Genomic DNA, 23,382 nt, shown 5'->3' with positions numbered 1-23,382 from the left:
GCGTTCATCAGAAGGTGTAGGGGAACCGCACGCCGACGACGAAGTTCGGCGCGTCGGGCGTGAGGCCCACCGACACCGCGCCGTTGATCGTCAGGTGCTTGTTGACCACGTGATTCAGGCCGAAGTTGAGCACCGAGGCGGTCGTCTCGCTGCCCGGCACGCCGGTCCAGCTGCCGCCGGGCGACTTGGTTTTCGACTGCGGCTCGATCGCCATCGTGTAGGAGATGCTGGCCGAATCCTTGTCGGAGAACGCGAGCGCGACACCGCCGCCGAACTGGATGATGTCGCCGAGCTTCACGTCGGCCGGCTGCGTCTGCCCGACCACGGACGAGATGTCGGCGAACGAGCGCGAGATGTTGTACGTGTACGAAATGCTGCCGAACAGCACGACCGGATCGTAGGTCTTGAGCACCGAGAGCCCGGCCGTGACGTTCCAGAAACCCGTGCCGGTGGGCAGCTTGCTCGGCGCGACGAGGTTGGTGTTGTCGGGCGTGAGCTGCTGCACCTTGATGCCGAACGGCGAGGTGCCGGTGGGCGTCTTGACGCGCAGGCTGCCGACCACGTCGGGCAGGTTGTTGGTTTCCTTCAGGAACTGGTAGTAGACCCCGAAGTTCACGTCGCCGATCGCGTTGGAATTCACCGACGCATCGGAGAGCGTGCTCGCCGCGCCGCCCGCACCGCCCACGACGAAGCTGCTGTGGCGATAGATGTACGGCACGTCCACGTCGATGCTCATGCGGTCGGTCAGGCCGTAGCGCACGTCCAGATCGGCCATCACCTGGTGCGATTTGGTCTCGCCGAGGTTGATGTTGCCGAGGAAGATCGCATCGAGCGCGAGGAAGCCCGAAAGCTGAAGCTGACGGCGGTCGTAGTAGGTGTCGCTGATACCCCAGTCGAGCGTGAGCTTGTGGTCGAACAGCGGCGCATGCTCGCGTTCGACAACGGCCTGCTCGGCCTGCGTGCGCGTGGGCTGCGCTTCCTTCTGCGTTTCCCCCACGGTCGGATTCACGCCGACCGGCGCGCCTTGCTGCGGACCGCTCGCGGCGGAGGCGCCCGTCGCGCCGCCGCTCGTACCGGCGTCGGGCGAGGGCGGATTCACGGGCACGCCGGTCGCGGTGCCGGTCAGCGCGCCAGGCGCGTTGGCGCCGGGCAGGGCCTGGGCAAGCGGCGGCAGCGGCACCGGCAGTCCGTCGGCGCCGGGCTGCTCGGCGATGGCGGCGCCGTCGGGCGCACCGGCGCCCGGCAGACCGCGTCCGCGCTGCGCCATTTCGAGGTTGGTGACCTGACGCTCGAGCGACTGGATCTGACGCTGCTGCTCGTCGACGACGCGCATGAGCGTGTTGAGCCGGTCTTCGACCGACTGGCCTTGCAGTGCTTGCGCGTTGGCGGTTTGCGCGAGCGAGAAAATCAGGACTGCTGCTGGAATGGCGGCCAGCGAAAAACGCGGCAGCGCCGTCTTGGACATCATGTTCATTGTTCTTCCCCCGGATCGAAAGCGGGCGCTTGACGAAACCCCCTGGTTTCGCACCTGCGCACGTCGATGCACTTTCCCGATGCTTCTGCGCGGGGCCTTCGCCCGCGTTGTTGTGTCTCCTTGCTGGTCTCCTCGCCCGGACCGTCGTTGGCGGATGACGGTCCGGCGTTTTCCGTTGCTGGTCAGTCGTTGGCGGTCATGGTCGGTGCTCGTTGCGGCTTCTCGTTCTTGAGTCTTGTTCTTGCTGCCTGCTTCGCGTTCGTTGTTGGCGTTGTTGGCCTGGTTTGCGTTATCCGTCGGCGCGGCCGCGTGGCTCCGTTGTCAGCGGATGTTGCGCAGCGCCTGAAGCACGCCGGTCTGCCGGATCATCTGCGCGCTCATCGGCTGCGTCTGCAGATTGAGCTGCAACTGATTGGCGACCTGCTGGTTATTGCCCGCGACCTGCAACAACTGGGCGATCGCGCCGGCCTGTTGCGCGCCGCTCGGGACGATGTTCTGCGTCGCGATCCCCGCGGGCGTCTGCAGCGTCACGTTGATGCCGTTGCTGCCGAACGCGATGCCGGCGCGAATCGTGCCGTTCGCGTTCTGCGCCGAGGCGCTCGACTGGTTCATGCCCGCCGTGCCGGCGAGCAGCGAGCCGGCACTGCCGAAGTCGATGGTCGCGCCGTTGACGCCCACGTTGCTGTTGCCGGCGACCTGGGTGATCTGCGAGACGCCGTTGACCGTGACGTTCTGGCCGCCCGTGGCCGACGCGTTGGGCGACGCGCCGCTGTTGCCTACCGTGGTGCCGGTCGGATCGTTCACTTTCGCGAGGCTCTGCACGGTCGCGCTCAACTGGTTGGCGGCGTTTTGCGCGACGGTGAGCGAGCCCTGCGCCACGGCCGTTGCGCCGTTCGGCAACTGCCATTGCGAGAGCACGCTGAGGACGAACCCGGAGATCATGTTGCTGCCGGCGTACTTGCCGGTCTGGTGCGCGAGCACGTCGTCGCCGACGGGTTCGCAGCGAACAGGCTGGGCATCGGCGCCGCCTGCCGACAGGAACGCAGGCGCACCGGCCTGGGTCGCTGCAAGGCTTTCGGCCGCCGATGCACCGCTCGCATAAGCGCAGGCGAGCGCGCAGATGCCTGCCGCGATGCCACACTGGGAGAGGTTGCGTTTCATGACTCTTGTCTACGTCAGAACATGACGGCCTTGTCGAGGCCGTATTCGAAGAAGGGCGTCGCGGCCGTGCCGTTGAGCAGGGCGTTTTCGCGCAGCTTCAGCGCCAGCGACTCGTTGTTCTGCAACAGCGGAGAGTCCTCCAGGAACGGTTTGCCGAGCACGGCGAAGACGAGGCCATTCCACGTCTTCGCGAAGTCGTCTTCGACAAGGATGCGATTGCCGAGTGCGGGATCGGCGATGAACACGCGGCCGTTTTCGGCGTGCTTGACGATCACGAAGTGCTCGTAACCGTCGATGTTCATCAGCACGAGCACGGGAATCTGCAGGTGATAGAGCGCGTCGGTGTTGACGCGGAAGCCTCGCCCGCGCAGTCCGATCGTCTCGACGAACTTCTTCATGTCGAGCATGGAGAAGCCGTTCTTGACGACCACGTCGGGCGTGGAGAAGACCATCATGCGACGAATCATTTCGGGTTCCGGAATATCGATTCCGTAGCCGTATTTGAGCAGTGTCGCGAGTGCGGCCGCACCACAGCTGTAGTCGTATTGCTGATTGACGATGCTGGAGTAGCGGATGTCCTTCATCGACCGCACGTGCATCTTCACCGGCACGCCCGCGAGATGCGTGGCGTCGATGCTCGATTGCGCGCGGCAAGGCGTGAGAGCCGCGGTGACGGCGAGCGTCAGCGCGACAAGGCACAGCCTGGACGCCGGGGACGACAAAGGCCCGGACATGGTGGTCTCCTGCTGTTGAACGCGCCGGCCGGCGTTGCAGTGGCCGGCGCGTGCACTACCCCCTTGGATACGACTTATTTGCCGACGACCGGCACGCTCATGGCCGCGATGGCGAGGCCGTTGTGCTGGACGTTGCCGACGCCGCCGGCGATGTTCACGCCGATGTTGCCGGTTGCGTTGGCGAGCGCGCCTGCACCCAGCATTGCCGTACCCGCGAAGCTGCCCTGGAAGGACGTATTGGCGGTCTGGCTGGTCTGGTCGGTCGCGATCATCGCGTACGAAGCGTTGCTGCCGCTCGTCGTGGTCGAGGCTGCCAGGCTGTTGTTCTGCGCGTTGCCGACACCCGATGCCACGTTCACGCCGATGTTGCCGGTGGCGTTAGCCAGAGCGTTGTTGCCGACGCTGGCGTTGAGCATGTAGTTGTTGACCTTCACGTTGCCGCCGGACGACTGCGTGTTGAAGATCTGCGCATTGCCGAACACATTGCCCGCGTCGACGGCGGCGAGCGAGGCGTCGTTGCTTTGCGCGTTGTTCACGCCTTCGGCGATATTCACGCCGATGTTGCCCGAAGCGCCCTTGGCTGCGCCGTCACCGGTCGTGGCCGTCAGCGTGTTGGCCGGCTGGTTGTTGTAGTGCTGCGTGATCGAGCCCGTCACCGTCACGTCGGTCGTGGCGAGCGAAGCATCGATGCCCCACTTGACCGCGGCGCCTTCGTTAGTCTTCGACGACGACATTTCGTAGCTCGACTCCTGCGCGCCCACCGCTGCGTAGCCCGATCCCTGGGAAGCCTGATAGCCCCAGCTCTTGCCCTGGCCCGAACCTTGGGTGCCTTCGAAGTAGCCGGCGACGCCCGAGCCCTTGGCATAGCTCGATTCCTTGTAGCCGGCCGAGAAGCCGCCTTGTGCGTGGAAGGCGTCGTAGCCCGAGTGCGGGCCGTTGTGCGCGACGTAGCTCAGCGAGCCGCCAGCCTGGCCGCCGGCGGAGATATGGCCGCCCTGGCTCTGGTTCTGGTTGTAGAAGTAGCCGCCGATGCCGGAGCTTTGCTGGCTGTATTCATAGCCGCCGCCCTGAACGTGGCTGCTCTGCTGGCCGTAGACGTAGCCGGCCGAAGCCTGATAGCCCGCAGCGGACGTCTGCTTCGACGAGCTCCACGACGAGGCGTTGTAGAAGGCCGAGCCGCCGCCCTTGACCGAGGTGTACGAGTTGTTGAAGCGCGTCGTGACCGAGCCGCTCGTGTAGTTCGAGGGGTTCGGGCTCATTCTGATGTTGTTCGACGTGACGGTCTGGTTGTTGTTGACCACGGCGCCGGCCGTGCTGCTGACGTCCACGCAGCCGAACAGCGTGACCCAGCCTTCGATGCCCACGCGTTCGCCGACGATGGTGGCATTGAAGATGTACGGATCTTTCGGGCTGGCGAGGGCGCTACCGGAAACGGCGGCGAGGACTGCTGCAGCGATGAGAGTGCGCTTCATGATTTCGCTCCGATACTGGATAGTCATTTAGAAAAGAGTGCCCGCCGGGGGACGGAGCACAAAACTGTTTGCCGTAGCGTTACCGGCGCCAGCGGTCTGGTTCACCTGTACGAGACCCGTTGCATTCCTGAAAGCCGAGCTGGAAATTCCGGCTTCACGAATGCCACTGGTCTGCACCATTTGCCCCCTACCGCCGTTCGATGCAGCCGCCGCGGACAGATCGCCATCCGAGACGGTTTCAACACCCATCGCCGCAGCGCCGATCTGGGCACTGTTGCTCTGGAGATTCGCGACGCCCGCCGACTGGTTCACCATCACCGCGCCGGACGTGTTCGCAAAGGCGTTGCTGCCGATCGTGGCCGTGGCGTTGTTCAGCCGGGCCGCGGCGCCTGCGCCTTGCGAGATGAGATTGCCGTTGACGACCACGGAGCCGCCCGTGGCGATCGTCAACTGATTGGCCTGGGCGTTGTTCAGGCCCGTGGTTTCGTTCACCGCGAGCGCGCCGGTCGTGCCGGTGGCCGCGCCGGGGGCGATCACCGAATAGCCGCTCACGACGGCCTGGGCGTGCGCCGCGCCGCTGGCGGCGAAAGCCGCGCCGAGCGCGAGCGAGACGACGAGACGGCGGGACGGACGGAAGCTCAGACGTGCGTTCATTTGAGCGCTCCGAGTGCGCCGGTGAGCGGCGCGAGCGCGCTCGTCACCGAGGAGGAAATGGTGCCGCCGAGACCGCCGCCCGCCTGGGCGCCCGCGCCGAGCGGCACATTGCTGCCGGTCTGGTTGCCCGCGAGGATGCGCGTGACGGCCTGCACGCCCGCCGCCGCGCCGCCGAGCGCGGCGCCCGTGTTGACGCCGCTCGAACCGTGCGCGTTGGTGAGATCGGCGTCCGAGACGAGCTGGGCGATGGCTGGATCGAAACTGTTCTTCGGGAAGGTCGTGGCGCGCACCGCGACCGGGTCCTGGCTCTTCGGCACGGCGTCGAACGCGCTGCGCGGCGTGATGTTGCGCTCGATGATGATGTCGCCGGGATTGCTCACCTGCTGCGCGCCGGCGGCCGTCGCGAGCAGCGCGGCGCTGGCTGCGCACACCGCTGCGGCGATCCGCGGGCGACACGCGCCCTTGACGGGCGCCGTAAGGCGTTCGTTCATGTTGGTCTCCGTCTCCGCGCGGGGCGACTTCCTGTCCGCGCCGCTCCCGTTTCCGCGCCGCGAACGGCGCGGGAATGTTCTCGATGACTGCGTCTGGTTGTGCGTCTGCGTCTGCTTCTGCTTCTGCGTCCGGTCTTGCGTCGGCCCGGCGCCGCTTATCGGCGGAAGTAGCTGGCGATGTTCCCCTGGGCCGCCTGGCTGCTATCCACGGGAATCGGTATCGGCGTGGGCGGGGCGATCTCGTCCCATAGCGTCACGCTGGCGCCGCGCATCAGTTGCGGCGTGGCGGCGACCATCACCATGCCCACGGCGCCGCCGCGCTGGCGCGAGAGGGTCTGGTCGTCGAGCATGCCGACGCCCGCGAGGATGCCGTTGTCGCTATCGCTGCTGTGTTCGCCGGCCTGGCCCGGATCGGCGGCGAGCGGGGCGCTGCCGTTCGGGTTCTGGCCGGCGTTCGGGTCTTGCGACGGGATCTGGCCGTTGTCGACGGTCAGCGGCTCGGCCTTGAGCGTCGCAGGCATGATGGCCGCGTCGTTCGTGCCGAGGGTGGCGGCGGTTGTTGCAGGAACGACATCCGCGTTCGCGGCGCTCTGGGCGCGCGCGGCCGGCGAGAGCGCGAACAGCGGGACGAGCAATACGGCGGGAATCAGCACGGCCGCGAGGGCGGAACCGTAGCTCATTACACTGCGCCGGACGTTCGGTTGATTGGGTCGCATGGCGTATCTCCTGGTGCGAGTCATTTAGCGAAAGCTGTGCCATGTCCCGCAATCCATTGATACGCCGGGGCTCCTGTTATTTTCTGCGGATTTTGAATTGCCGATTTTCGCGAAAATGTTTCAGCGCTGAAACGTCACCCGCTTTAAACCCCTCAAAACCCACTTCAAGTTTCAACGGAGAACGTTTGCGAGGTGGTATACGGAATTACGTGTTACGGGTAACGCGTTACGTAATGGCGGGACGCTGGGAACGTCTTTTGCGACATGAATGCGAATAATTTTCTTCTTACGTATCAAGGCTAAGGGGCCAGGAGCCGCCTGGAAGCATTTCCATCGAACCCTTATCCATTCACGTCGCATAAATTCTGTTCAACTCCCTAGCGCATATAGTAAGCTTCAGAAAAACGCGTAATGCCGATAACTAAAGCCCACACGTGGGCACGTTGACACACACGCCGCAGCTCGGGGATTCAACGTCAGCAAAAAACCCTGGCTTTCGCCTTCATCTGATCACCCGGCGGAGCGCGGTTTTTGCTGCGTGTCTGTACATCAGGTGCGTGCCGTCATTCCGCAACGATGTGTTGGCAAGAGGATCTGAATAATGGAATCCGCAACGCGGCAATTGGTTTACGTGACGCGCAATCCGAACGAGGCGCTGAACGAGCGGTTCCACGAGCGTGGCTGGCAGGTGGAGATTGTCGGCAACGCGAGGGACGCGCGGCGGGCGCTGCGCGCGGGTCTGCCTGCGGGCGGCCTGCTGGATCTGTCGAGCCAGTTCCATCTGCATGAAATCGGCGCATTCGAGCCTTGCCTCACGCTGCCGCACGTGGGCTGGGTCGCCGCGACCACCACCGGCCAACTGCAGGACGCCAATCTGCGCCGTCTCGTGCGCGATTACTGTTTCGATTACGTAACGGTACCGTGGAGCGGCGATCGCATCGTCGATTCGGTCGGTCACGCCTATGGCATGGTCTCGCTGGTCGAGAACGCGTCGAACGACACCACGGGCGGCACCGAAGGCGAAATGGTCGGTTCGTGCGAGGCGATGCTCGCGCTGTTCCGCTCGATCCGCAAGGTGGCGATGACCGACGCGCCCGTGTTCATCTCGGGCGAATCCGGTACCGGCAAGGAACTCACGGCGGTGGCGATCCACGAGCGTTCGTCGCGCCGCAACGCACCGTTCATCCCCATCAATTGCGGCGCGATTCCGCCGCATCTGCTGCAGTCCGAGCTGTTCGGTTACGAGCGCGGCGCGTTCACGGGCGCGAGCCAGCGCAAGATCGGCCGCGTGGAAGCGGCCAATGGCGGCACGCTGTTTCTCGACGAAATCGGCGATCTGCCGCTCGAAAGCCAGGCGAGCCTGCTGCGCTTCCTGCAGGAAGGGAAGATCGAGCGCCTCGGCGGCCATCAATCGCAGCCCGTCGATGTGCGCATCATCTCGGCCACGCACGTCGACATGCGCGCGGCAATGGTCGAAGGGCGCTTCCGTCAGGATCTGTATCACCGCCTGTGCGTGCTGCAGATCGACGAGCCGCCGCTGCGCGCGCGCGGCAAGGACATCGAGCTGCTCGCGCGTCACATGCTCGAACGTTTCAAGAAGGACGGCAGCCGCCGTCTGCGCGGCTTTTCGCCGGACGCCATCGCGGCGCTTCACAATTACAGCTGGCCGGGCAACGTGCGCGAGCTGATCAACCGTGTGCGGCGCGCCATCGTGATGTCGGAAGGGCGCGCGATCACGGCGCGCGATCTGGAGCTGGGCGATTACGTGGAAGTGGTGCCGGTGTCGCTCGCGCAGGCGCGCGAGGCGGCCGAGCGTCAGGCCATCGAACTGGCGCTGCTGCGCCATCGCGGCAGGCTGGGCGACGCCGCCCAGGAACTCGGTATTTCGCGCGTGACGCTGTATCGGCTGCTGTGCGCGCATGGCATGCGGCACATGGAAAGCGATCCGCTCGCGCCGCATCCCGGCGGACTGGTTTCGGGGGCGGGGCCGGTTGAGCGGCCGCGCGTTCGAGGGGACCAGCACCAAGAGCCGTTCGACGGCCTCAATAGCAGTGTGCGTTGTGCAGTGTGTGTGTGGTGAAGTGATGAAGGGCCCGATTGGGCCCGAATGACGATGGTGGAGCCAGGGTACATGCGGACTTGCGCGGGGGCGCAGGCTCGCGTGGATGGGAGGGCGCGTAGTGCGCGCGTCGGCTCGTTCATGCCGGGAAGCGTCGGGTGCCGTGCGGATCGCCGCGCGCTGCCTGACGCGGCCGGTCGATGCGGTGGGACTTCAGCGCCTGTTTAGTGCTTCCTTTGCCGCTTTCCTCGCAGCGTTCTTCCGCGTTTTTTCTCTGTTTTTCCCTTTCGATACCGCCTTCTCGACGCGCGCGCACGCTCCGCGCGGGTGACCGCACGCGCGAGCGCTCCCCGCGGCGTCCGACAGGCACTCGCCGCGCATGCTATAAAATCGCTGTTTTGAATCCGCACGGGCGCATCGCGCGTCCGCTCAGGGAATTCGCATGAAACAGTATCTCGAGCTCGTCCGCTCGATTCTCGACACCGGCACCTGGCAGGAAAATCGTACCGGCATCCGCACCATCAGCATGCCCGGCGCGATGCTGAAGTTCGATCTTCAGCAGGGCTTTCCCGCCGTGACCACGAAAAAGCTCGCGTTCAAGTCGGCCGTGGGCGAGCTGATCGGCTTCCTGCGCGCCTCGCGCAACGCCGCGGACTTCCGCGCGCTCGGCTGCAAGGTCTGGGACGCCAACGCGAACGACAACGCCCAGTGGCTCGCCAATCCGTACCGCCGCGGCACCGACGATCTCGGCGACGTCTACGGCGTGCAATGGCGCCAATGGCCGGCCTACAAGGTGCTCGACGCCGAAGCCGCCGCACAGATCGCCGACGCCCGCGCGCGCGGCTACACCGAAGTGACGGCGTTCGAAGAGGGCGGCCGCTCGAAAGTGCTGCTTTACAAGGCGATCGACCAACTGCGGCAGTGCCTCGACACCATCGTGAACAACCCGGCCGACCGTCGGATTCTGTTTCATGGCTGGAACCCCGCCAAGCTCGACGAGATCGCGCTGCCCGCCTGCCACCTGCTTTATCAGTTCCTGCCGAACGCGCAGAAGCGCGAAATCTCGCTCTGCCTGTACATCCGCAGCAACGATGTGGGCCTCGGCACGCCGTTCAACCTGACTGAAGGCGCGGTGCTGCTGCATCTCGTCGGACGTCTCACGGGCTACACGCCGCGCTGGTTCACGTATTTCATCGGCGATGCGCATATCTACGAGAACCAGCTCGACATGCTCAACGCGCAGCTCGAGCGCGAGCCGTACGAGAGCCCGCGTCTCGTGATCGCCGACCGCGTGCCGGAGTTCGCGAAAACCGGCGTCTACGAACCCGAGTGGCTGGAGAAGGTCGAACCGGCCGACTTCTCGCTCGAAGGCTATCGCCACCACGCGCCGCTCACCGCGCCAATGGCCGTGTGAGGTTTTTGTAGCGCGATCCCGGCCATTGCCTGCGAGTCAGGCGCTTCGAGCCGATAAAAAAGCCCGCGAAACGTTTTCGTTCGCGGGCTTTTTCGTTGCTGACGCAGCGATTCGGTCAGCGCCGATCAACCGTGATGACGATCGTCGTGATTGCCGCCCGCGTGCTCCTGCGGATGCGGCGCGGGTTGCGGGCGCGGCGCCTCCTGATGCGGCTGCGGTTGCGGACGGGCTTCCGCGCGCGGCTGCGGCTGGGGCTGCGGATGGAATTCCTGGCGCGGCTGCGCTTGCGGCTCCTGACGCGGCTGCGGGTGGAACTCCTGGCGAGCCTGTTGCTGCGGCTGCGGTTGCGGCTGCGGGTGAAATTCCTGACGCGGCTGGGCTTGCGGCTGCGGCTGCGGCTGCGGACGGTTTTCCACGCGCGCTGGCTGCGGCTGCGCTTGCGGTTGCGGACGGAATTCCTGACGCGGTTGCGCCTGAGCCTGCTGCGGCTGCGGCTGCGCTTGCGGACGCGGCTCGGCGCGCGATTGCGCCTGCTCCGGACGCGGCTGCATCTGCGCGGGCTGCGGCACGCGTTGCGGCTGACCCGCTGCGGCTTCGGGCGCGCGTCCCGGTGCGCCTTCGCGCGCCTCGTGCGGCGCCTGTTGCGCGGGTTGCGCCTGCTGCGGGCGGCCCGCTTCGTTGCCGCCAGGCTGACCGCGCATGGCCATCGGCGTATGCGGCTGGGTCCAGACCGGCTGATGTGTTTCGCCCGGCGCACCGGCCGTCGGAGCACGGCCGTTCATCGCCGTCTGCGGCTGGCCCGCTTCCGGACGACCGGCCTCGGGACGGCCCGCGAACTGCGGCGGACGCGGCACGCCCTGCGCGCCGGGCGCTTGCCGGGCTTGTTGCGGGGCAGGTTGGCCCGGTCGCGCCTGCGGCGATTGCGCCATCGCCGGGCCGTGGCCGTTTGCCATGTTCGCCCCCATCGGCTGCGCGCCGGGCTGACCATGCGGCGCGTTCTGCGCGACACCGCCGGGCTGGCCCGGCGCGCCGTTCGGACGCGCGCCCGCGCCGATCACCGGCGAGTGGGGCGTCACGACGCGCACGTTCTGCTGCGGCGAGCCGCCGCGAGCGGACGGTGAGAACGGCGAGAACGAGGCGTGGGCGGGCGCCGAGACGCGCACCACCGGCGCGCCCGCGCCCGGCACCGTGCCGCCGCCGTGGGCGAAGCGTTGTGCGAGGTTGTCGTGGAACGCGGGCGGCGCGACCGGCGCGCGGGTCGCGACCACCTGACGCTGATTCAGCGACGCCGGCGGCCGGTAGTCGGCGCGGCGCATGTTCGGCCCGAAGCTGCCCTGAACCGGCGCGATGCCCGGCGTGCCCGACTGGATGCGCGCGTTCTGCCACTGACGCGGATCGACGTGCTGCGCGAAGCGCGACGTCGACTGGCCGTGCACGAAGGCCGTCGCGGGCACGGCGGTCACGGCGCCCGGCACGCGGTAATTCACGTACGTGTTGTGCACGTTGATGTTCGTGATGTTCACGTCGCGCCGGTAGTTGTTGACGACGACATTCTGGTTCACGCGCTCGTAGTAGCGCGGGCTCCAGCCGCCCCAGTGCGGATGCCACGGTTCGCCCGGCCCGAGCGCGAACCAGGCCACGCCCGCCGCGGCCGCGCCGCCGATCGCCAGATTCACGCCCCAGTCCGAGCCGCCGCCACCGCCGCCGCCCACGAAGGCGACGAGCGCGGGCGCGTACACGGGCTGCGCGGTTTCGACCATCGGACCCGGCACCCACGCCCAGCTGTCGTCGACCTGCGCCCAGCGGCCGTAGTGATACGGCGCGAAGCCCCACGGGGCGTCGTCGACCCAGGTCCAGCCCCAAGGCGCCTGCCAGACCCAGTGGCCGTCGTGATACGGCGCCCAGCCCGTCGGCACCGCATTCGGCATCCACACTTCGCCGTACTGCGGGCTGTCGCGCCACGTGCCGTTGGCGTCGAGATCCTGATAGCCGGGCACGTCGCGCGAGACATAGCGCGCCGAGACCGAGCGGTCCTCGGCGGCGTCGCGCGCGAGCGCCCACTGATCGAAGGCGTCGGGCGGCGGGGCGGCGTCGCTGGCCACCTGCTGCAGGTCGGTGCCCGCGAAACGGATCTGCTGGCCCGCCTGGATCGGCGTCTGGCCGTTCTCGCCGTAGACCGTCGCGCTGCCGCTGCGCACCGTCACGGTCGTGCTGCTGCCGTCGGGCGCGACGTCGACGCGATAGTCGCCAGGACCGCTCACGCCGAGCGCGAGATTCGGCGTGTCGATTTCATACGCGCTGCCCGGCGGCAGTTCGCGCACGCGCGTCGAGAGCGTGCCTTGTGCCACCTTCAGCTGCGCGTTCGAATCGTCGAGATTGAGGACGTCGAGGCTCGTCTGCGGCCCCATGCGCACAGCCGTCGAGCCGATGTGCATTTCCGAGCGTGCGTTGGCGTCGTTCCAGAGCTGGTCGCCGGTCGTGAGCGGGCGGTTCAGTTGGGCGTAGGACCAGTCGGTCGCGCCCGCGGGCTCGGTGGTGACGGCGCCCGCCGTGTAGTCGAGACGCGCGACGCGTCCGGGCGGATCGCCGGCCTGCGCCACGGCGCCGGGCGCCGCCTGGGCGTAGGCGGCCGGACTGGCGAGGTTGAGCGCGAAGGCGGCGAACACGGCGCCGGCGATGAGCGTGTGAGCCTGTGCGCGGCGGGTGCGGCGCAGCGGCAGGAGCGATGAAGTGCACGGTGTCATTTTGGTTCTCCACGGCCCGCCGAACATTTCGGGGAGCCATGTGGGGCACTCTATCCGCCCGGCCTGTTTCCATGCACACGGAATTGTTAAGGGCTATGCACTAGATGTAACAGAACGTGTGGACTCTGTCGTAAGTGACGAATTTCGCGGTGATTTGCGGGGAGTTGTTGGGTATTTGTCAGAATTTTGGTGCCTGTCGGCCGTTTCGGTCAGCCATTTCAGGCCGGCGCGAAGGCGTTGAATTCGCGCTGTCCGGACGGCGTGATGCGCAGCACGCGCGGACGGCTCGTGCGCTCGACCCAGCCATTCGCCGTGAAGCGCTCGAGCAGCGCCGCGCCGAGCGCGCCGCCCAGATGCGGACGCCGCTCGCTCCAGTCGAGACAGGTGCAGGCGAAGCGCCTCCGCCGCGAGCGCAACGCCGACAGATCGAGGCCCCACGCGGCGAGCCGGTCGATGCCCGCAGGCGTGGCGTCGAGGTCCTCGCCGTCGCGCACGAGCAGGCCGCCGTCGACGAGCCGCTCGAACACGCGCACCGCGACTTCGCCCGCCATATGGTCGTAGCAGGTGCGCGCGTGGCGCATCTCCACCGGCACCGTGCGCGCGGGGCGCGTGACGGGCCGCGCGGGCGCGGCGGCGTGCGCGACGTTCATCAGCGCCTCGATGGCCTGCGCGACCTCGGGCGTGGCGATGCGGTAATAGCGATGGCGTCCGCGCACGTCGAGCGCGAGCAGTCCGCCTTCGGCGAGCCGCGCCAGGTGCGCGCTCGCGGCGGACGGCGACAGGCCTGCGATCAGCGTGAGTTCGCCGGCGGGACGCGCGCTGCCGTCCATCAGCGACCACAGCATGGCGGCGCGGCCGGGATCGGCGAGCAGGGCGGCGACGCGGGCGAGGCCGGGGAAATGCTGGGTGTCGTCGCTGGCGGGAAGGATCATGGCGGCTCCTGGCTTCGCTTGACTTGCGATGAGTTTGGGTGCGTTCGGATGCGTTCGGGCGCGCTCGCGTTCGTTTCGGCGCGGCGGCCCATGTCCTCACTCTAGCGAACATCGGCATTCGACGTTTCAGCGTGACGTGAAATATCGCTGCGCCCGCGAAACTGAAGCGCCTCGGGCCCGCGCGCTAAAATCGGACTCTCACTCGAAGCAGACAGGCAGTCATGAAACGGATTCTGGCCATTGGCACGCTCGCCGCGTTCACGATGCTGTGCGCGGCCTGCGCAGGCGGCACGCCGGCGAGCAGCAGCGCGAGCGGCATCACCATGTACGGCACGATCGATCAGGGCATTTCGGTTCGCAACTGAGAGCTCTGCGCGATGCCTGAGCGCTTCCTTCGCGCGTTCTCGCCGTCGGACGCGTTGGCAGAAATTGATGCCGGCTTGACGTAACTGCCACATGCGCCCATGCGATGATGGTGCGTTCCCGGCTACGTCGCAGGTTGGCGCCATGACTTTTTCCTCTTCCGCGCGGCATGTGGTTTTCGCGGTCGCGCCCGAACTCGTGCTGCTCGATGCCTGCGGCCCCGTCGAGGCGTTCTGGCGCGCCGAACTGGCGGTACGCGCGGCCTCGGCACGGCAATCGCCGACGCCTTCGCCTGGCGAAGCACACGCCTACCGCGTCACCGTCGCCTCGCTGGCGGGCGGCGTGCTGCCGACCTTCGCGGGCCTGCCCGTCGTCACCGAGCGGCTCGATACGATCGACCCTGCCACCCTCGACACGCTGATCGTCCCCGGCATTCCCATCGACGACACGACCGTGCCCGATCCCGCGCTGGTCGCGTGGATCGCGGCCGCCGCGCCGCGCGCGCGCCGGGTCGCTTCGGTCTGCACGGGCGCGTTCTATCTGGCCGCCGCCGGCCTGCTCGACGGCCGCCGCGCCACGACGCACTGGCGCAACGCGGCGCAACTCGCGCGCCGTTATCCGCAAATCGATGTCGATCCCGAGCCGATCTGGCTGCGCGACGAGCGTGACGGCCGCGCGGTCTGGACGTCGGCGGGCGTGACGGCGGGCATCGACCTGTCGCTCGCGCTGATCGAGGAGGACTACGGTCACGCGGTCGCGATGCAGGCGGCGCGCCGACTCGTCGTGTTCATGAAGCGTCCGGGCGGTCAGGCGCAGTTCAGCGAGACGCTCGAAGCGCAGAGCGCGGCGGGCGGTGCGTTCGAGGCGCTGCACGGCTGGATGGCTGCAAATCTGCATGTCGAGCTGAGCGTGGAGCGGCTCGCCGAGGAAGCGCGCATGAGCCCGCGCACGTTCGCGCGCCGCTACGTGGAAGCGGTGGGGCGCACGCCGGCGCGCACTGTGGCCGCGATGCGCATCGAAGCGGCAGCGCATGCGCTCGCGCAATCGCGTCGGCCTGTCAAACGTATTGCCGCCGACTGCGGTTTCGGCAGCGAGCAGAACCTGCGCCGCGCGTTCGAGCGGCGCTATGGCGTGCTTCCGGTCGACTATCGCGCGCGGTTTTCGGCGGCGTGAAGCGCGCGCTTCGACGTAAAATCCGCGAAAAATCCCCAAAATATCGCCGAAATTTCCGCACAAGCGCCGCGCTGGGTTTTCAACGAATCTGCAAAACATCCGTACCAAAAGCACGGCTGCGGATGCCTTATTGCGCTCGTATAATCGGTCGCTCCTATAAACGAATCGCTGCGACGATTCCACGCCGCGCAAGCGCAAAAACCCCACACGAGCGGAGCCGATATGAGTACGCCTTCCCAGCCGCTGGACCGTTCGGAAACGACGTTCCGCTTCCTTGCCGAACCGACCTCGGTGAATTTCGGCGGCAAAGTCCACGGCGGTGCGTTGATGAAATGGATCGACGAAACCGCCTACGCCTGCGCGGCCGTCTGGTCGGGCCGCTATTGCGTGACGGTGAGCGTGGGCAACATCCGCTTTCGCCGTCCGATCCTCGTCGGCAACATGGTCGAGCTGCGCGCGCGCGTGGTGGCCACGGGCCGCACGTCGATGCACATTCACATCACCGTGCACGCGGGCGACCCGAAGAGCGGCCAGTTGCGTCTGACGACCGATTGCCTGATCGTGTTCGTGGCCGTCGACGAAAACGGCAACCCGATTCCCGTCCCGACCTTCGTGCCGGAAACCGACGAGCAGAAACGCCTCGCGAAATACGCGCTCGACGTGAAGGAAGCGCTCGATGCGATCGTCGAACTGAAGCCGGAGGAAGTGGCGAAGGGCGAAGTCTGACACGCACGACGCCGGAATAAAAAACGGGCGGCGAGGTTCGATCCTCGCCGCCCGTTCTGCATTTCAGCCCTTGATTCAGGGCTGATTCTGCATGTGCGTCCGCGCTCAGCCCTTCAGGTTGCCGACCATCTCGCCGGGCTTCACCCACTCGTCGAACTGCTGCTCGGTCACGTGGCCGAGCGCGAGCGCGGCGGCCTTGAGCGTCGTGCCTTCCTTGTGCGCCTTTTTGGCGATCTGCGCGGCCTTGTCGTAGCCGATGTGCGGATTGAGCGCCGTCACCAGCATCAGCGACTCGTTGAGCAGCGTGTCGATGCGGTCGCGATTCGGCTCGATGCCCACCGCGCAATGATCGTTGAAGCTGAGCGCGCCGTCGGCGAGCAGGCGGATCGATTGCAGTACGTTGTGCGCGATCATCGGGCGGAACACGTTCAGTTCGAAGTTGCCGCTCGCGCCGCCGATGTTCACGGCCACGTCGTTGCCGAACACCTGGCAGCAGAGCATCGTCAGCGCTTCGGACTGCGTGGGGTTCACCTTGCCCGGCATGATCGAGCTGCCCGGCTCGTTCTCGGGAATCGACAGTTCGCCGAGACCGCAGCGCGGGCCGCTCGCGAGCCAGCGAACGTCGTTGGCGATCTTCATGAGGCTCGCGGCCACGGTCTTGAGCGCGCCGTGCGCGAACACGAGCGCGTCGGCGGCGGCCATCACCTCGAACTTGTTGGGCGCCGTGACGAAGGGCACGCCCGTGAGCTTCGCGATGGATTCGGCCACCTTGTGCGCGAACTGCGGATGCGCGTTCAGGCCGGTGCCGACCGCCGTGCCGCCCTGCGCGAGTTCGTAGAGATGCGGCAGCGTGGTTTCCACATGCTTGATGCCGTGATCGAGCTGCGCGACGTAGCCCGAGAACTCCTGGCCGAGCGTGAGCGGCGTGGCGTCCTGCAGGTGCGTGCGGCCGATCTTGACGATGTCGCCGAACTGCTTCGACTTGGCCGCGAGCGTGTCGCGCAGCGTCTTCAGCGCGGGCAGCAGATGCTTGACGATGCCGACGGCGGCCGCGACGTGCATGGCCGTCGGGAACACGTCGTTGGACGACTGGCCGCGATTGACGTCGTCGTTGGGATGCACCTTGCGCGCCTCGCCGCGCTCGCCGCCGAGAATCTCGCTCGCGCGGTTCGCGATCACCTCGTTGAGGTTCATGTTGGTCTGCGTGCCCGAGCCGGTCTGCCAGACGGCGAGCGGGAACTCGCCCGCATGCTTGCCTTCGATGATCTCGTCGGCGGCCTGCACGATCGCGCGCGCCTTGGACTCGTCGAGCACGCCGAGGCCGTGATTCACTTCGGCGGCCGCGCGCTTGATCGTCGCGAGCGCGGTGATCAGTTCCGGCGACTGCTTCTCGGTCGAGATGCGGAAGTTCTGCAGCGAGCGCTGCGTCTGCGCGCCCCACAGTTGCGCGGCGGGCACGGCGATTTCGCCGAACGTGTCGCGCTCCATGCGGACGTTGTCTTGAGATGCGGTCATGGGTGACTCCGGTGAATGACGCGGCGCTGCATCGAAGGCGCGCGCCGCTTTCGTGACGGGTTCGATCCGCGTGATGGCTGGGCGACGGCGTCGCAGCGCGTGGCTGCGCGGCGCGAGGCCGGTGCGGGCGGGCCGCGCCCCGGAGCATGCGAATCGCACATGCGGGGCGGGGCGACGCTCGCGGCTGGCTGTGATGGCGGACGTCGAGGCCTGGCCGACTCGCCCGCGCTGAAGATCAGACGCTGAGGATCAGAGCTGGTTGTCGACCGGCAACAGCAAGAATAGCCCGGTTAGCAGATTTCGGTAGAAACCCGCACCAGGATCGAGGTTGTAGGTGCGGATCGCGCCGTCTTCCTCGTCGGTCCAGACGAGCGGCGAGGAGATCGCGCTGCCGCGCATCGACGCCAGTTGCGCGGGCGTGGCGAGCGTGACGCGGTAGCTCGCCTTGGGCGAGCTGGCGAGCGCGAAATAGCCCGTCACCTCGTGCGCGACCGGCGCGCTGTCGATCGAGAGCGCCAGTTCCGTGTTCAGGTTCGCCGAGCGCGGATCGAGATTGAGCGAGCCGATTACGAGCGTGCTGTCGTCGATCACGTAGGCCTTCGCGTGCAGGCTCGCGCGCGACTGCGAACCGACGATGCCGAAGCGCCGCTGCGGCGATCCTGCGGGCTGCACGGGCTTGAACTCGTAAAGCTCGGCGCCGGCCTGCAACATCGGCACGCGATAGGGGCTGTAGCCGGCCTGCACGGCGATGGCGTCGGTGGCCGCGAGCGAGTTGGTGAGGATCGCCACGCGCACGCCACGCGCGGTCAGGTCGCGGATCGCCTGCACGCCCGCCTCGTGCGGCACGAAGTACGGCGAGAACACCAGCACGCTGCGGTTCGCCTGATGGATCTGGTCGAGCAGCGAACGCATCGCGTCGCCCATCTGGCCGTGTTGGTCGCCGTCGTGCGCGCCCGCGATCTTTTCCGGCGAATCGGCCACGAAATGCCATTTCGCCCAGACGAGGCCGAGTTCGCCGCGCGTGATCTGCTGCGCGAGCGGCGTGGCGTTGAGCGGCTTCGCGTTGTACGGCTCGGCGGTGTCGCGCCAGTGCTGGCGCAGGTCGTCGCGCGCGGTGTCGAGGTCGTGCGCGTCGAACTTCTGATGATTGAGCACGGAGAGCGGATACGAGACCGCGCTGTTCCAGTAGGCGTCGAAGCTGTCGGAGACCGCGCGCGCCACCGGACCCGCGCCCAGTACGTCGAGATCGGTGAACTGCAGCGTCGGACTGGCACTGAAGTACTCGTCGCCGAGATTACGCCCGCCCACGATCACCAGTTCGTTGTCGACGATGGTCGCCTTGTTGTGCATGCGGCGCGTGAACTGGTCGACGTTCGTGAAGAAGTTGCGCGTGCGCGTGAACATCGACTCGCTGGTGCTGCCGTACGGATTGAACACGCGGATCTGGATGTTCGGATGGCTGTTGAGCGCGGCCATCAGGCGGTCGATGTCGTGGAAGTTCAGGTCGTCGACGAGCATGCGCACGCGCACGCCGCGGTCGGCCGCGTAGAGCGCGGAGCCGAGCAGCAGCTTGCCGGTGGTGTCCTCGTTGGCGATGTAGTACTGCATGTCGAGCGTTTTCGTCGCCGCGCGCGCGAGCGCGACGCGCATCTGCAACGAGTCGGTGCCGGTGGCCAGCAGGCGGAAGCCCGACTGGTCCGGATGCGCGGCTTCGGGCGCGGCCAGCGCGGCGCCGAGCGGCGTGGCGCGGGCGTCGGCGGTGGACATCGCGGCGGTGGACTGGCGCGGGTAGTCGCTGGCGGGCGGGCGTGTCGCGCAGCCGGCGGCGAGCGCGAGGCACAGGCACGCGGCGAGCAGGGCGAACGGGCGGGCGCGGCGGTGCACGCCGTTGGCGCGGGAAGCGGAGGAGGCGTAGGGCAGGGCTGGCGCGTTCAAGCGAAATCTCCTCGGGGTCTGCCGCCGGTGCCGGACGCGGACGGGCTGGTTCGCAGACATGTGTGTCTTTTCGTTTCGATTCTATCGGGAAGCGGTGCGGTGCGCGGGGGGAAACGGCGCGCGGCGAATCTCGCCTGAGCAAGATGCGCGCCTCGTTTCACGTCGGCTGGAAACGTCGGCGGGCGGGGGCGCGCGAGACTGCTCGCATCAGCAACGGCGGGAGATCGCGATGACGAGGGCAGTGAACGACGTAGGGCCGTGGGGCGAAGTGGTCGAGACGTTCGAGGTGCCGCGCGGCGCGTGCCGCCGCGTGCGTCGCGAGCAAGGCGGCGTGCTGGGCGTGCTCGAAGGGCGCGTGCTGATGACGGTCGAAGGCGACGCCCAGGACTTCTGGCTCGAACCCGGCGAGGCGCTGCCGTTCGCGCCGGGCGAGCGGGTCTGGATCGGCGGATGGGATGAGGCGGTGCGTTGCGAGGTGCTGACGGGCGTGAGCACGCCGGTGTCGGTCAGCGGAAACGGGGTGCTGATGCGATGGCGGGCGGCGGCGCGCTGGCTGGCGCGCCTGGGCGGGCTGCGTCCTGTGCGGCGGCCGCGCTTGGGTGCTCAGCGCGGGTGAAGTCGGCCCCGAAGGTCGCGTCGGTCGCGCGCCCGACCGCGAGCCCGATTGCGCGACCGATTGCGCGACCGATTGCGCGACGCCTTATCCGCGTCGCGCCGTATCAGCGCGTTGCGCCGCTATTTGCGCGATTGCGTGCCTCGTCGGCGTCGCGCTCGCTGCCGCGCGCCGGCTTGCCGGCCCAGTAGCCCGCGAGCAGCGAGCCCGAGAGGTTGTGCCATACCGAGAACAGCGCGCCCGGCAGGGCGGCGAGCGGCGAAAAGTAGAGCTTGCCGAGCGTCGCCGCGAGGCCGGAGTTCTGCATGCCCACTTCGATCGCGAGCGTGCGGCACACGGATTCGTCGAAGCCGAGCAGACGGCCGCCCCAATACCCGCCGAGCAGGCCGATGCCGTTGTGCAGCACCACGCCCAGCGCCACGACCGGACCGACCGTCGCGATGCTCGCGTGCGTGCCGCCCACCACGGCGGCGATGATCGCGAGGATCGAGACCATCGAGACGAGCGGCAGCACCGGTTCGACGCGGCGCACGAGGCCGCCCGCGAGCCGGTTGACGATCAGCCCGACGACGATCGGCAGACCGACGATCTGCAGGATGCTCATCAGCATGCCGTGCACGTCGACGACGATCGACGCGTCCACGTAAAGGCGCGTCAGCAGCGGCGTCGCGAACACGCCGACGAGCGTCGAGAGCGCGCTGATCGTCACCGACAGCGCGACGTCGCCGCGCGCGAGATAGATCATCACGTTCGAGGCCGTGCCGCTCGCCACGCTGCCCACCAGCACCATGCCGGCGGTGAGGTCGGCGGGCATGTGCAACGCTTTCGCGATCACCCACGCGGCAAGCGGCATCACGAGGTAGTGCAGCAGAATGCCGGCCGCCACGGGCGCGGGACGCGTGAACACGCGCTGGAAATCGGCGAACGAGAGCGTCACGCCCATCGCCAGCATGATGATCATCAGCAGCGTCGTGACGTGCGGCGCGATGGGCGCGACGACGCCCGGATTGAAATACGCGGCGAGCGACACGAGCACTGCCCAGAGCGGGAACAGTCGGGTAATCGGGGCGAGCATGGAAGCGTGGTCCGTGAGAGGGTTCGTTTTCTTGATGACGGCGCGTGATAGCGCGAGCGGCATGCCGGGGTGGCCGGCGCGGCGTCGCGGGTCCGGTCGTTTGGTCGTTCAGTCGTCCGGTCGTCCGGTCAATGCGCGCGGAATTTTCCTGCCCTCGTGGGACGGATGGCGGCGGGCGCCAGCCGCGTATTCTAACCGCTCGCGTCTGGCGGCCCTGGGGGGCGTCTTTGTCCGTCGCTGTCCGTCAGGCGCGGGCGCGCGTCAGGCCGTCTGCGAGCGCGCCGCCTCGGTTTCCGCGCGCAGGCTCATGCGGTGAAAGCGCCACGTCATCAGCACGGCCACGCTCGCGAGACCGGCCGCGAGTCCCCACCAGAGGCCGAGCGCGCCATAGCCGAAATGGAACGCCAGCGCATAGCCGACCGGAAAACCGATGCCCCAGTAGCCGAGCGTCGCGGCCAGCATCGGGATGCGCGTGTCCTTGAGGCCGCGCAGGCAGCCGGAGCCGACCGTCTGCATGCCGTCGACGATCTGGAAGATCGCCGCCACGCCGAGCAGCGAGGTGGCGAGCGCGACGGTCTGCGCGTTGGCCGGATCGTCGAGATGCAGATAGAGCCCGACGATCCAGTGCGGCGCGAGCACCATCACGAGCGCCGACATCGACATGAAGCCAACGCCCAGCGCCAGCGCGACGAAGCCCGCATGACGCGCCGCGCGCGGCACGCCCGCGCCGATCCAGTAACCCACGCGCACGTTGCCCGCCTGGCCGATCGAGAGCGGCACCATGAACATCACCGAAGCGACGTTCAGCGCGATCTGGTGGGCGGCAAGCGGCATTGCGCCGAGCAGACCCATCAGCAGGCCGGTCGCGAGGAACAGCGTCGCTTCGACGGCATAGGTGATCGCCACCGGCCAGCCGATGGAGAACAGCTCGCCCATCATCGGCGCGCTCGGACGGCGCGCGACCACGAAGTGCTGATGCGACGGGCGCAGATGCAGCAGCGCCATCAGCACGAGCGTGGTGAGCCAGATGGTGACGGCGGTCGCCGCCGCCGAGCCGAGAAAGCCGAGACGCGGCAGGCCCCAGACGCCGTGGATCAGCCCGTAGTTCAGGAAGCCGTTGAAGAACACGCTCGCGATCGAAATCCAGAGCAGCCGCCGCGCCGCGCCGATGGCGGGCAGGAACGAGCGCATCAGCCCCACGCCGATCAGGCTCGCGGGCGCGCCCCAGCGCAGCACCGACGCGTATTCGCCGACCTGGCGCGCGAGCACGCCCGGCTCGCCGAGCGCGTGCAACAGCGGCTCCGCGAACGACAGCAGCGCGAACGCGGGCAGCGCGAGCACGAGCGAGAGCGCGAAACCGGTCCAGTAGATATGCGGCACGCGATGCAGATCGTCGGCGCCGCGCGCCTGCGAGACGCTGACGCTCACCGAGGTCAGCACGCCCTGCAGCACCGTCACGACCACGAAGAACAGATTCGCGCCGAGTCCGCCCGCCGCGAGCGCGCCCGCGCCGAGCGAGCCGAGCAGCACGGTGTCGGTGACGCTCATCGCCATCTGCGACAACTGGGCGATGGCGAGCGGCGCGGCGAGACGTGCGGTGTCGGCGGCGTGACGTTTGAGCGTGGGCGGCGCGATGGCGCGGCTGGCGCGGTCGGTGCGCGCCGGTGAAGTCGTTCGGGTCATGAAAGGCAAGCGGCGCGAAGTATCGCGCCGCGTCGGAAAAACGCCTGGAGATCGAATCCGGAAGTGCAGGCGGGAACGGCTCAAGCGCCTTGAACGGCTGCGAGCCTACCCGCCGAGATTACCTGTCTTTCAGCCAAAAAGCACCTGCGTGGTGCATGTGCGATCGGCGCAGCCTGTTACTCCGGCTCGTGAATCGCGATGCGCGTGTCGCCGAGCAGCACCGACTGGCCCGCGCGGATCTTGCAGGTCTTGCGCAGTTCGACTTCGCCGTCGACCTTCACCGCGCCGGACGAGACGATCTGCTTGGCCGAGCCGCCGCTGTCGGCGAGTCCGGTGATCTTCAGGAGGTTGTGCAGTTCGACGTAGTCGCCGGTCAGCGTGAAATCGAGATTGGGCATGGCGCGTGGAAATCGGTGAAATTGGAACAAAGGCGCGGAACATTGGCGCG

At 67.5% G+C, this 23,382-nt stretch carries 19 protein-coding genes and 1 pseudogene; 6 read left to right on the top strand and 14 right to left on the bottom strand.

The window, feature by feature from the left end:
* Positions 1–7: 7 nt before the first annotated feature.
* The 7 genes from G5S35_RS10265 to G5S35_RS39410 all read right to left on the bottom strand — a co-directional run bounded on the left by G5S35_RS10265 (position 8) and on the right by G5S35_RS39410 (position 6,666).
* Positions 8–1,474: a hypothetical protein gene (locus tag G5S35_RS10265; protein ID WP_080180354.1), complete on the bottom strand. Its 1,467-nt coding sequence runs from the start codon at positions 1,472–1,474 to the stop codon at positions 8–10.
* A 321-nt stretch (positions 1,475–1,795) separates the two neighbouring features.
* The gene (locus G5S35_RS10260) at positions 1,796–2,635 is read right to left on the bottom strand and encodes a peptidase C39 (RefSeq protein WP_065061272.1); all 840 of its coding nucleotides are present in this window, start codon (positions 2,633–2,635) and stop codon (positions 1,796–1,798) included.
* Positions 2,636–2,649: 14 nt separating this feature from the next.
* A complete protein-coding gene (locus G5S35_RS10255; RefSeq protein WP_065061273.1) occupies positions 2,650–3,369 on the bottom strand; it encodes a C39 family peptidase in 720 nt (239 codons plus the stop codon).
* Between the two features lie 74 nt (positions 3,370–3,443).
* Complete coding sequence (locus G5S35_RS10250) at positions 3,444–4,841, bottom strand: hypothetical protein (RefSeq protein ID WP_183038268.1); 1,398 nt, start codon at positions 4,839–4,841, stop codon at positions 3,444–3,446.
* Positions 4,842–4,868: 27 nt separating this feature from the next.
* Positions 4,869–5,495 (bottom strand): hypothetical protein, encoded by a 627-nt coding sequence (locus G5S35_RS10245; protein WP_065061274.1) that lies wholly within the window; start codon positions 5,493–5,495, stop codon positions 4,869–4,871.
* A complete protein-coding gene (locus G5S35_RS10240; protein ID WP_237181281.1) occupies positions 5,492–5,986 on the bottom strand; it encodes a hypothetical protein in 495 nt (164 codons plus the stop codon). Before G5S35_RS10240 ends, G5S35_RS10245 begins: the two co-directional genes overlap by 4 nt.
* Positions 5,987–6,141: 155 nt before the next feature.
* Positions 6,142–6,666 (bottom strand): hypothetical protein, encoded by a 525-nt coding sequence (locus G5S35_RS39410; RefSeq protein ID WP_237181280.1) that lies wholly within the window; start codon positions 6,664–6,666, stop codon positions 6,142–6,144.
* A gap of 637 nt (positions 6,667–7,303) precedes the next feature.
* On the opposite strand from G5S35_RS39410, the pseudogene G5S35_RS10230 reads away from it, so the two are divergent.
* Positions 7,304–8,662, top strand: a pseudogene (locus G5S35_RS10230) (sigma-54 dependent transcriptional regulator); the annotation flags it as partial.
* A 541-nt stretch (positions 8,663–9,203) separates the two neighbouring features.
* Positions 9,204–10,175 carry a thymidylate synthase gene (locus G5S35_RS10225; protein WP_074983865.1) on the top strand — a complete coding sequence of 324 codons (972 nt, stop codon included), beginning with the start codon at positions 9,204–9,206 and terminating at the stop codon, positions 10,173–10,175.
* A gap of 125 nt (positions 10,176–10,300) precedes the next feature.
* Here G5S35_RS10225 and G5S35_RS10220 read toward each other — a convergent pair whose 3' ends face one another.
* Together G5S35_RS10220 and G5S35_RS10215 are read right to left on the bottom strand one after the other, a co-directional pair.
* Positions 10,301–12,919, bottom strand: coding sequence for a DUF6600 domain-containing protein (locus G5S35_RS10220; RefSeq protein WP_074983864.1), 2,619 nt, complete (start codon positions 12,917–12,919; stop codon positions 10,301–10,303).
* A 218-nt stretch (positions 12,920–13,137) separates the two neighbouring features.
* Positions 13,138–13,851: an ArsR/SmtB family transcription factor gene (locus G5S35_RS10215; protein ID WP_065061277.1), complete on the bottom strand. Its 714-nt coding sequence runs from the start codon at positions 13,849–13,851 to the stop codon at positions 13,138–13,140.
* Between the two features lie 221 nt (positions 13,852–14,072).
* Between G5S35_RS10215 and G5S35_RS10210 the strand changes: the two genes are divergently transcribed.
* From G5S35_RS10210 to G5S35_RS10200, 3 genes are all read left to right on the top strand, one after another.
* On the top strand, positions 14,073–14,216 hold the full coding sequence (locus G5S35_RS10210) for a hypothetical protein (RefSeq protein ID WP_167371413.1): 144 nt from the start codon (positions 14,073–14,075) through the stop codon (positions 14,214–14,216).
* Positions 14,217–14,358: 142 nt separating this feature from the next.
* A complete protein-coding gene (locus G5S35_RS10205; RefSeq protein ID WP_110328320.1) occupies positions 14,359–15,387 on the top strand; it encodes a GlxA family transcriptional regulator in 1,029 nt (342 codons plus the stop codon).
* A gap of 222 nt (positions 15,388–15,609) precedes the next feature.
* A complete protein-coding gene (locus G5S35_RS10200) occupies positions 15,610–16,113 on the top strand; it encodes an acyl-CoA thioesterase (protein WP_065061279.1) in 504 nt (167 codons plus the stop codon).
* A gap of 105 nt (positions 16,114–16,218) precedes the next feature.
* Here G5S35_RS10200 and fumC read toward each other — a convergent pair whose 3' ends face one another.
* Both fumC and G5S35_RS10190 read right to left on the bottom strand, forming a co-directional pair.
* A complete protein-coding gene (gene fumC / locus G5S35_RS10195; RefSeq protein WP_065061400.1) occupies positions 16,219–17,601 on the bottom strand; it encodes a class II fumarate hydratase in 1,383 nt (460 codons plus the stop codon).
* A gap of 276 nt (positions 17,602–17,877) precedes the next feature.
* On the bottom strand, positions 17,878–19,623 hold the full coding sequence (locus tag G5S35_RS10190; protein WP_080180353.1) for a phospholipase D family protein: 1,746 nt from the start codon (positions 19,621–19,623) through the stop codon (positions 17,878–17,880).
* Positions 19,624–19,792: 169 nt separating this feature from the next.
* Here G5S35_RS10190 and G5S35_RS10185 point away from each other — a divergent pair, with 169 nt between their 5' ends.
* Positions 19,793–20,179, top strand: coding sequence for a DUF2917 domain-containing protein (locus tag G5S35_RS10185; RefSeq protein ID WP_161495551.1), 387 nt, complete (start codon positions 19,793–19,795; stop codon positions 20,177–20,179).
* Between the two features lie 103 nt (positions 20,180–20,282).
* Here the strand turns inward: G5S35_RS10185 and panS are convergent, their stop codons facing one another.
* The 3 genes from panS to G5S35_RS10170 form a co-directional block, all read right to left on the bottom strand.
* Complete coding sequence (panS, locus tag G5S35_RS10180) at positions 20,283–21,251, bottom strand: ketopantoate/pantoate/pantothenate transporter PanS (protein ID WP_065061281.1); 969 nt, start codon at positions 21,249–21,251, stop codon at positions 20,283–20,285.
* Between the two features lie 261 nt (positions 21,252–21,512).
* Entirely contained in the window at positions 21,513–22,934 is a 1,422-nt protein-coding gene (locus G5S35_RS10175) for an MATE family efflux transporter (RefSeq protein ID WP_065061282.1), read from the bottom strand.
* Between the two features lie 176 nt (positions 22,935–23,110).
* Complete coding sequence (locus G5S35_RS10170) at positions 23,111–23,332, bottom strand: RNA-binding S4 domain-containing protein (RefSeq protein ID WP_065061283.1); 222 nt, start codon at positions 23,330–23,332, stop codon at positions 23,111–23,113.
* Positions 23,333–23,382 lie beyond the last annotated feature (50 nt).

The sequence above is a fragment of the Paraburkholderia tropica genome (assembly GCF_014171495.1).
GTDB classification, from domain to species: Bacteria; Pseudomonadota; Gammaproteobacteria; order Burkholderiales; family Burkholderiaceae; genus Paraburkholderia; species Paraburkholderia tropica.
The sequence above is the reverse complement of the archived record's forward strand: the minus strand, read 5'-3'. Positions and strand labels throughout refer to the sequence as shown.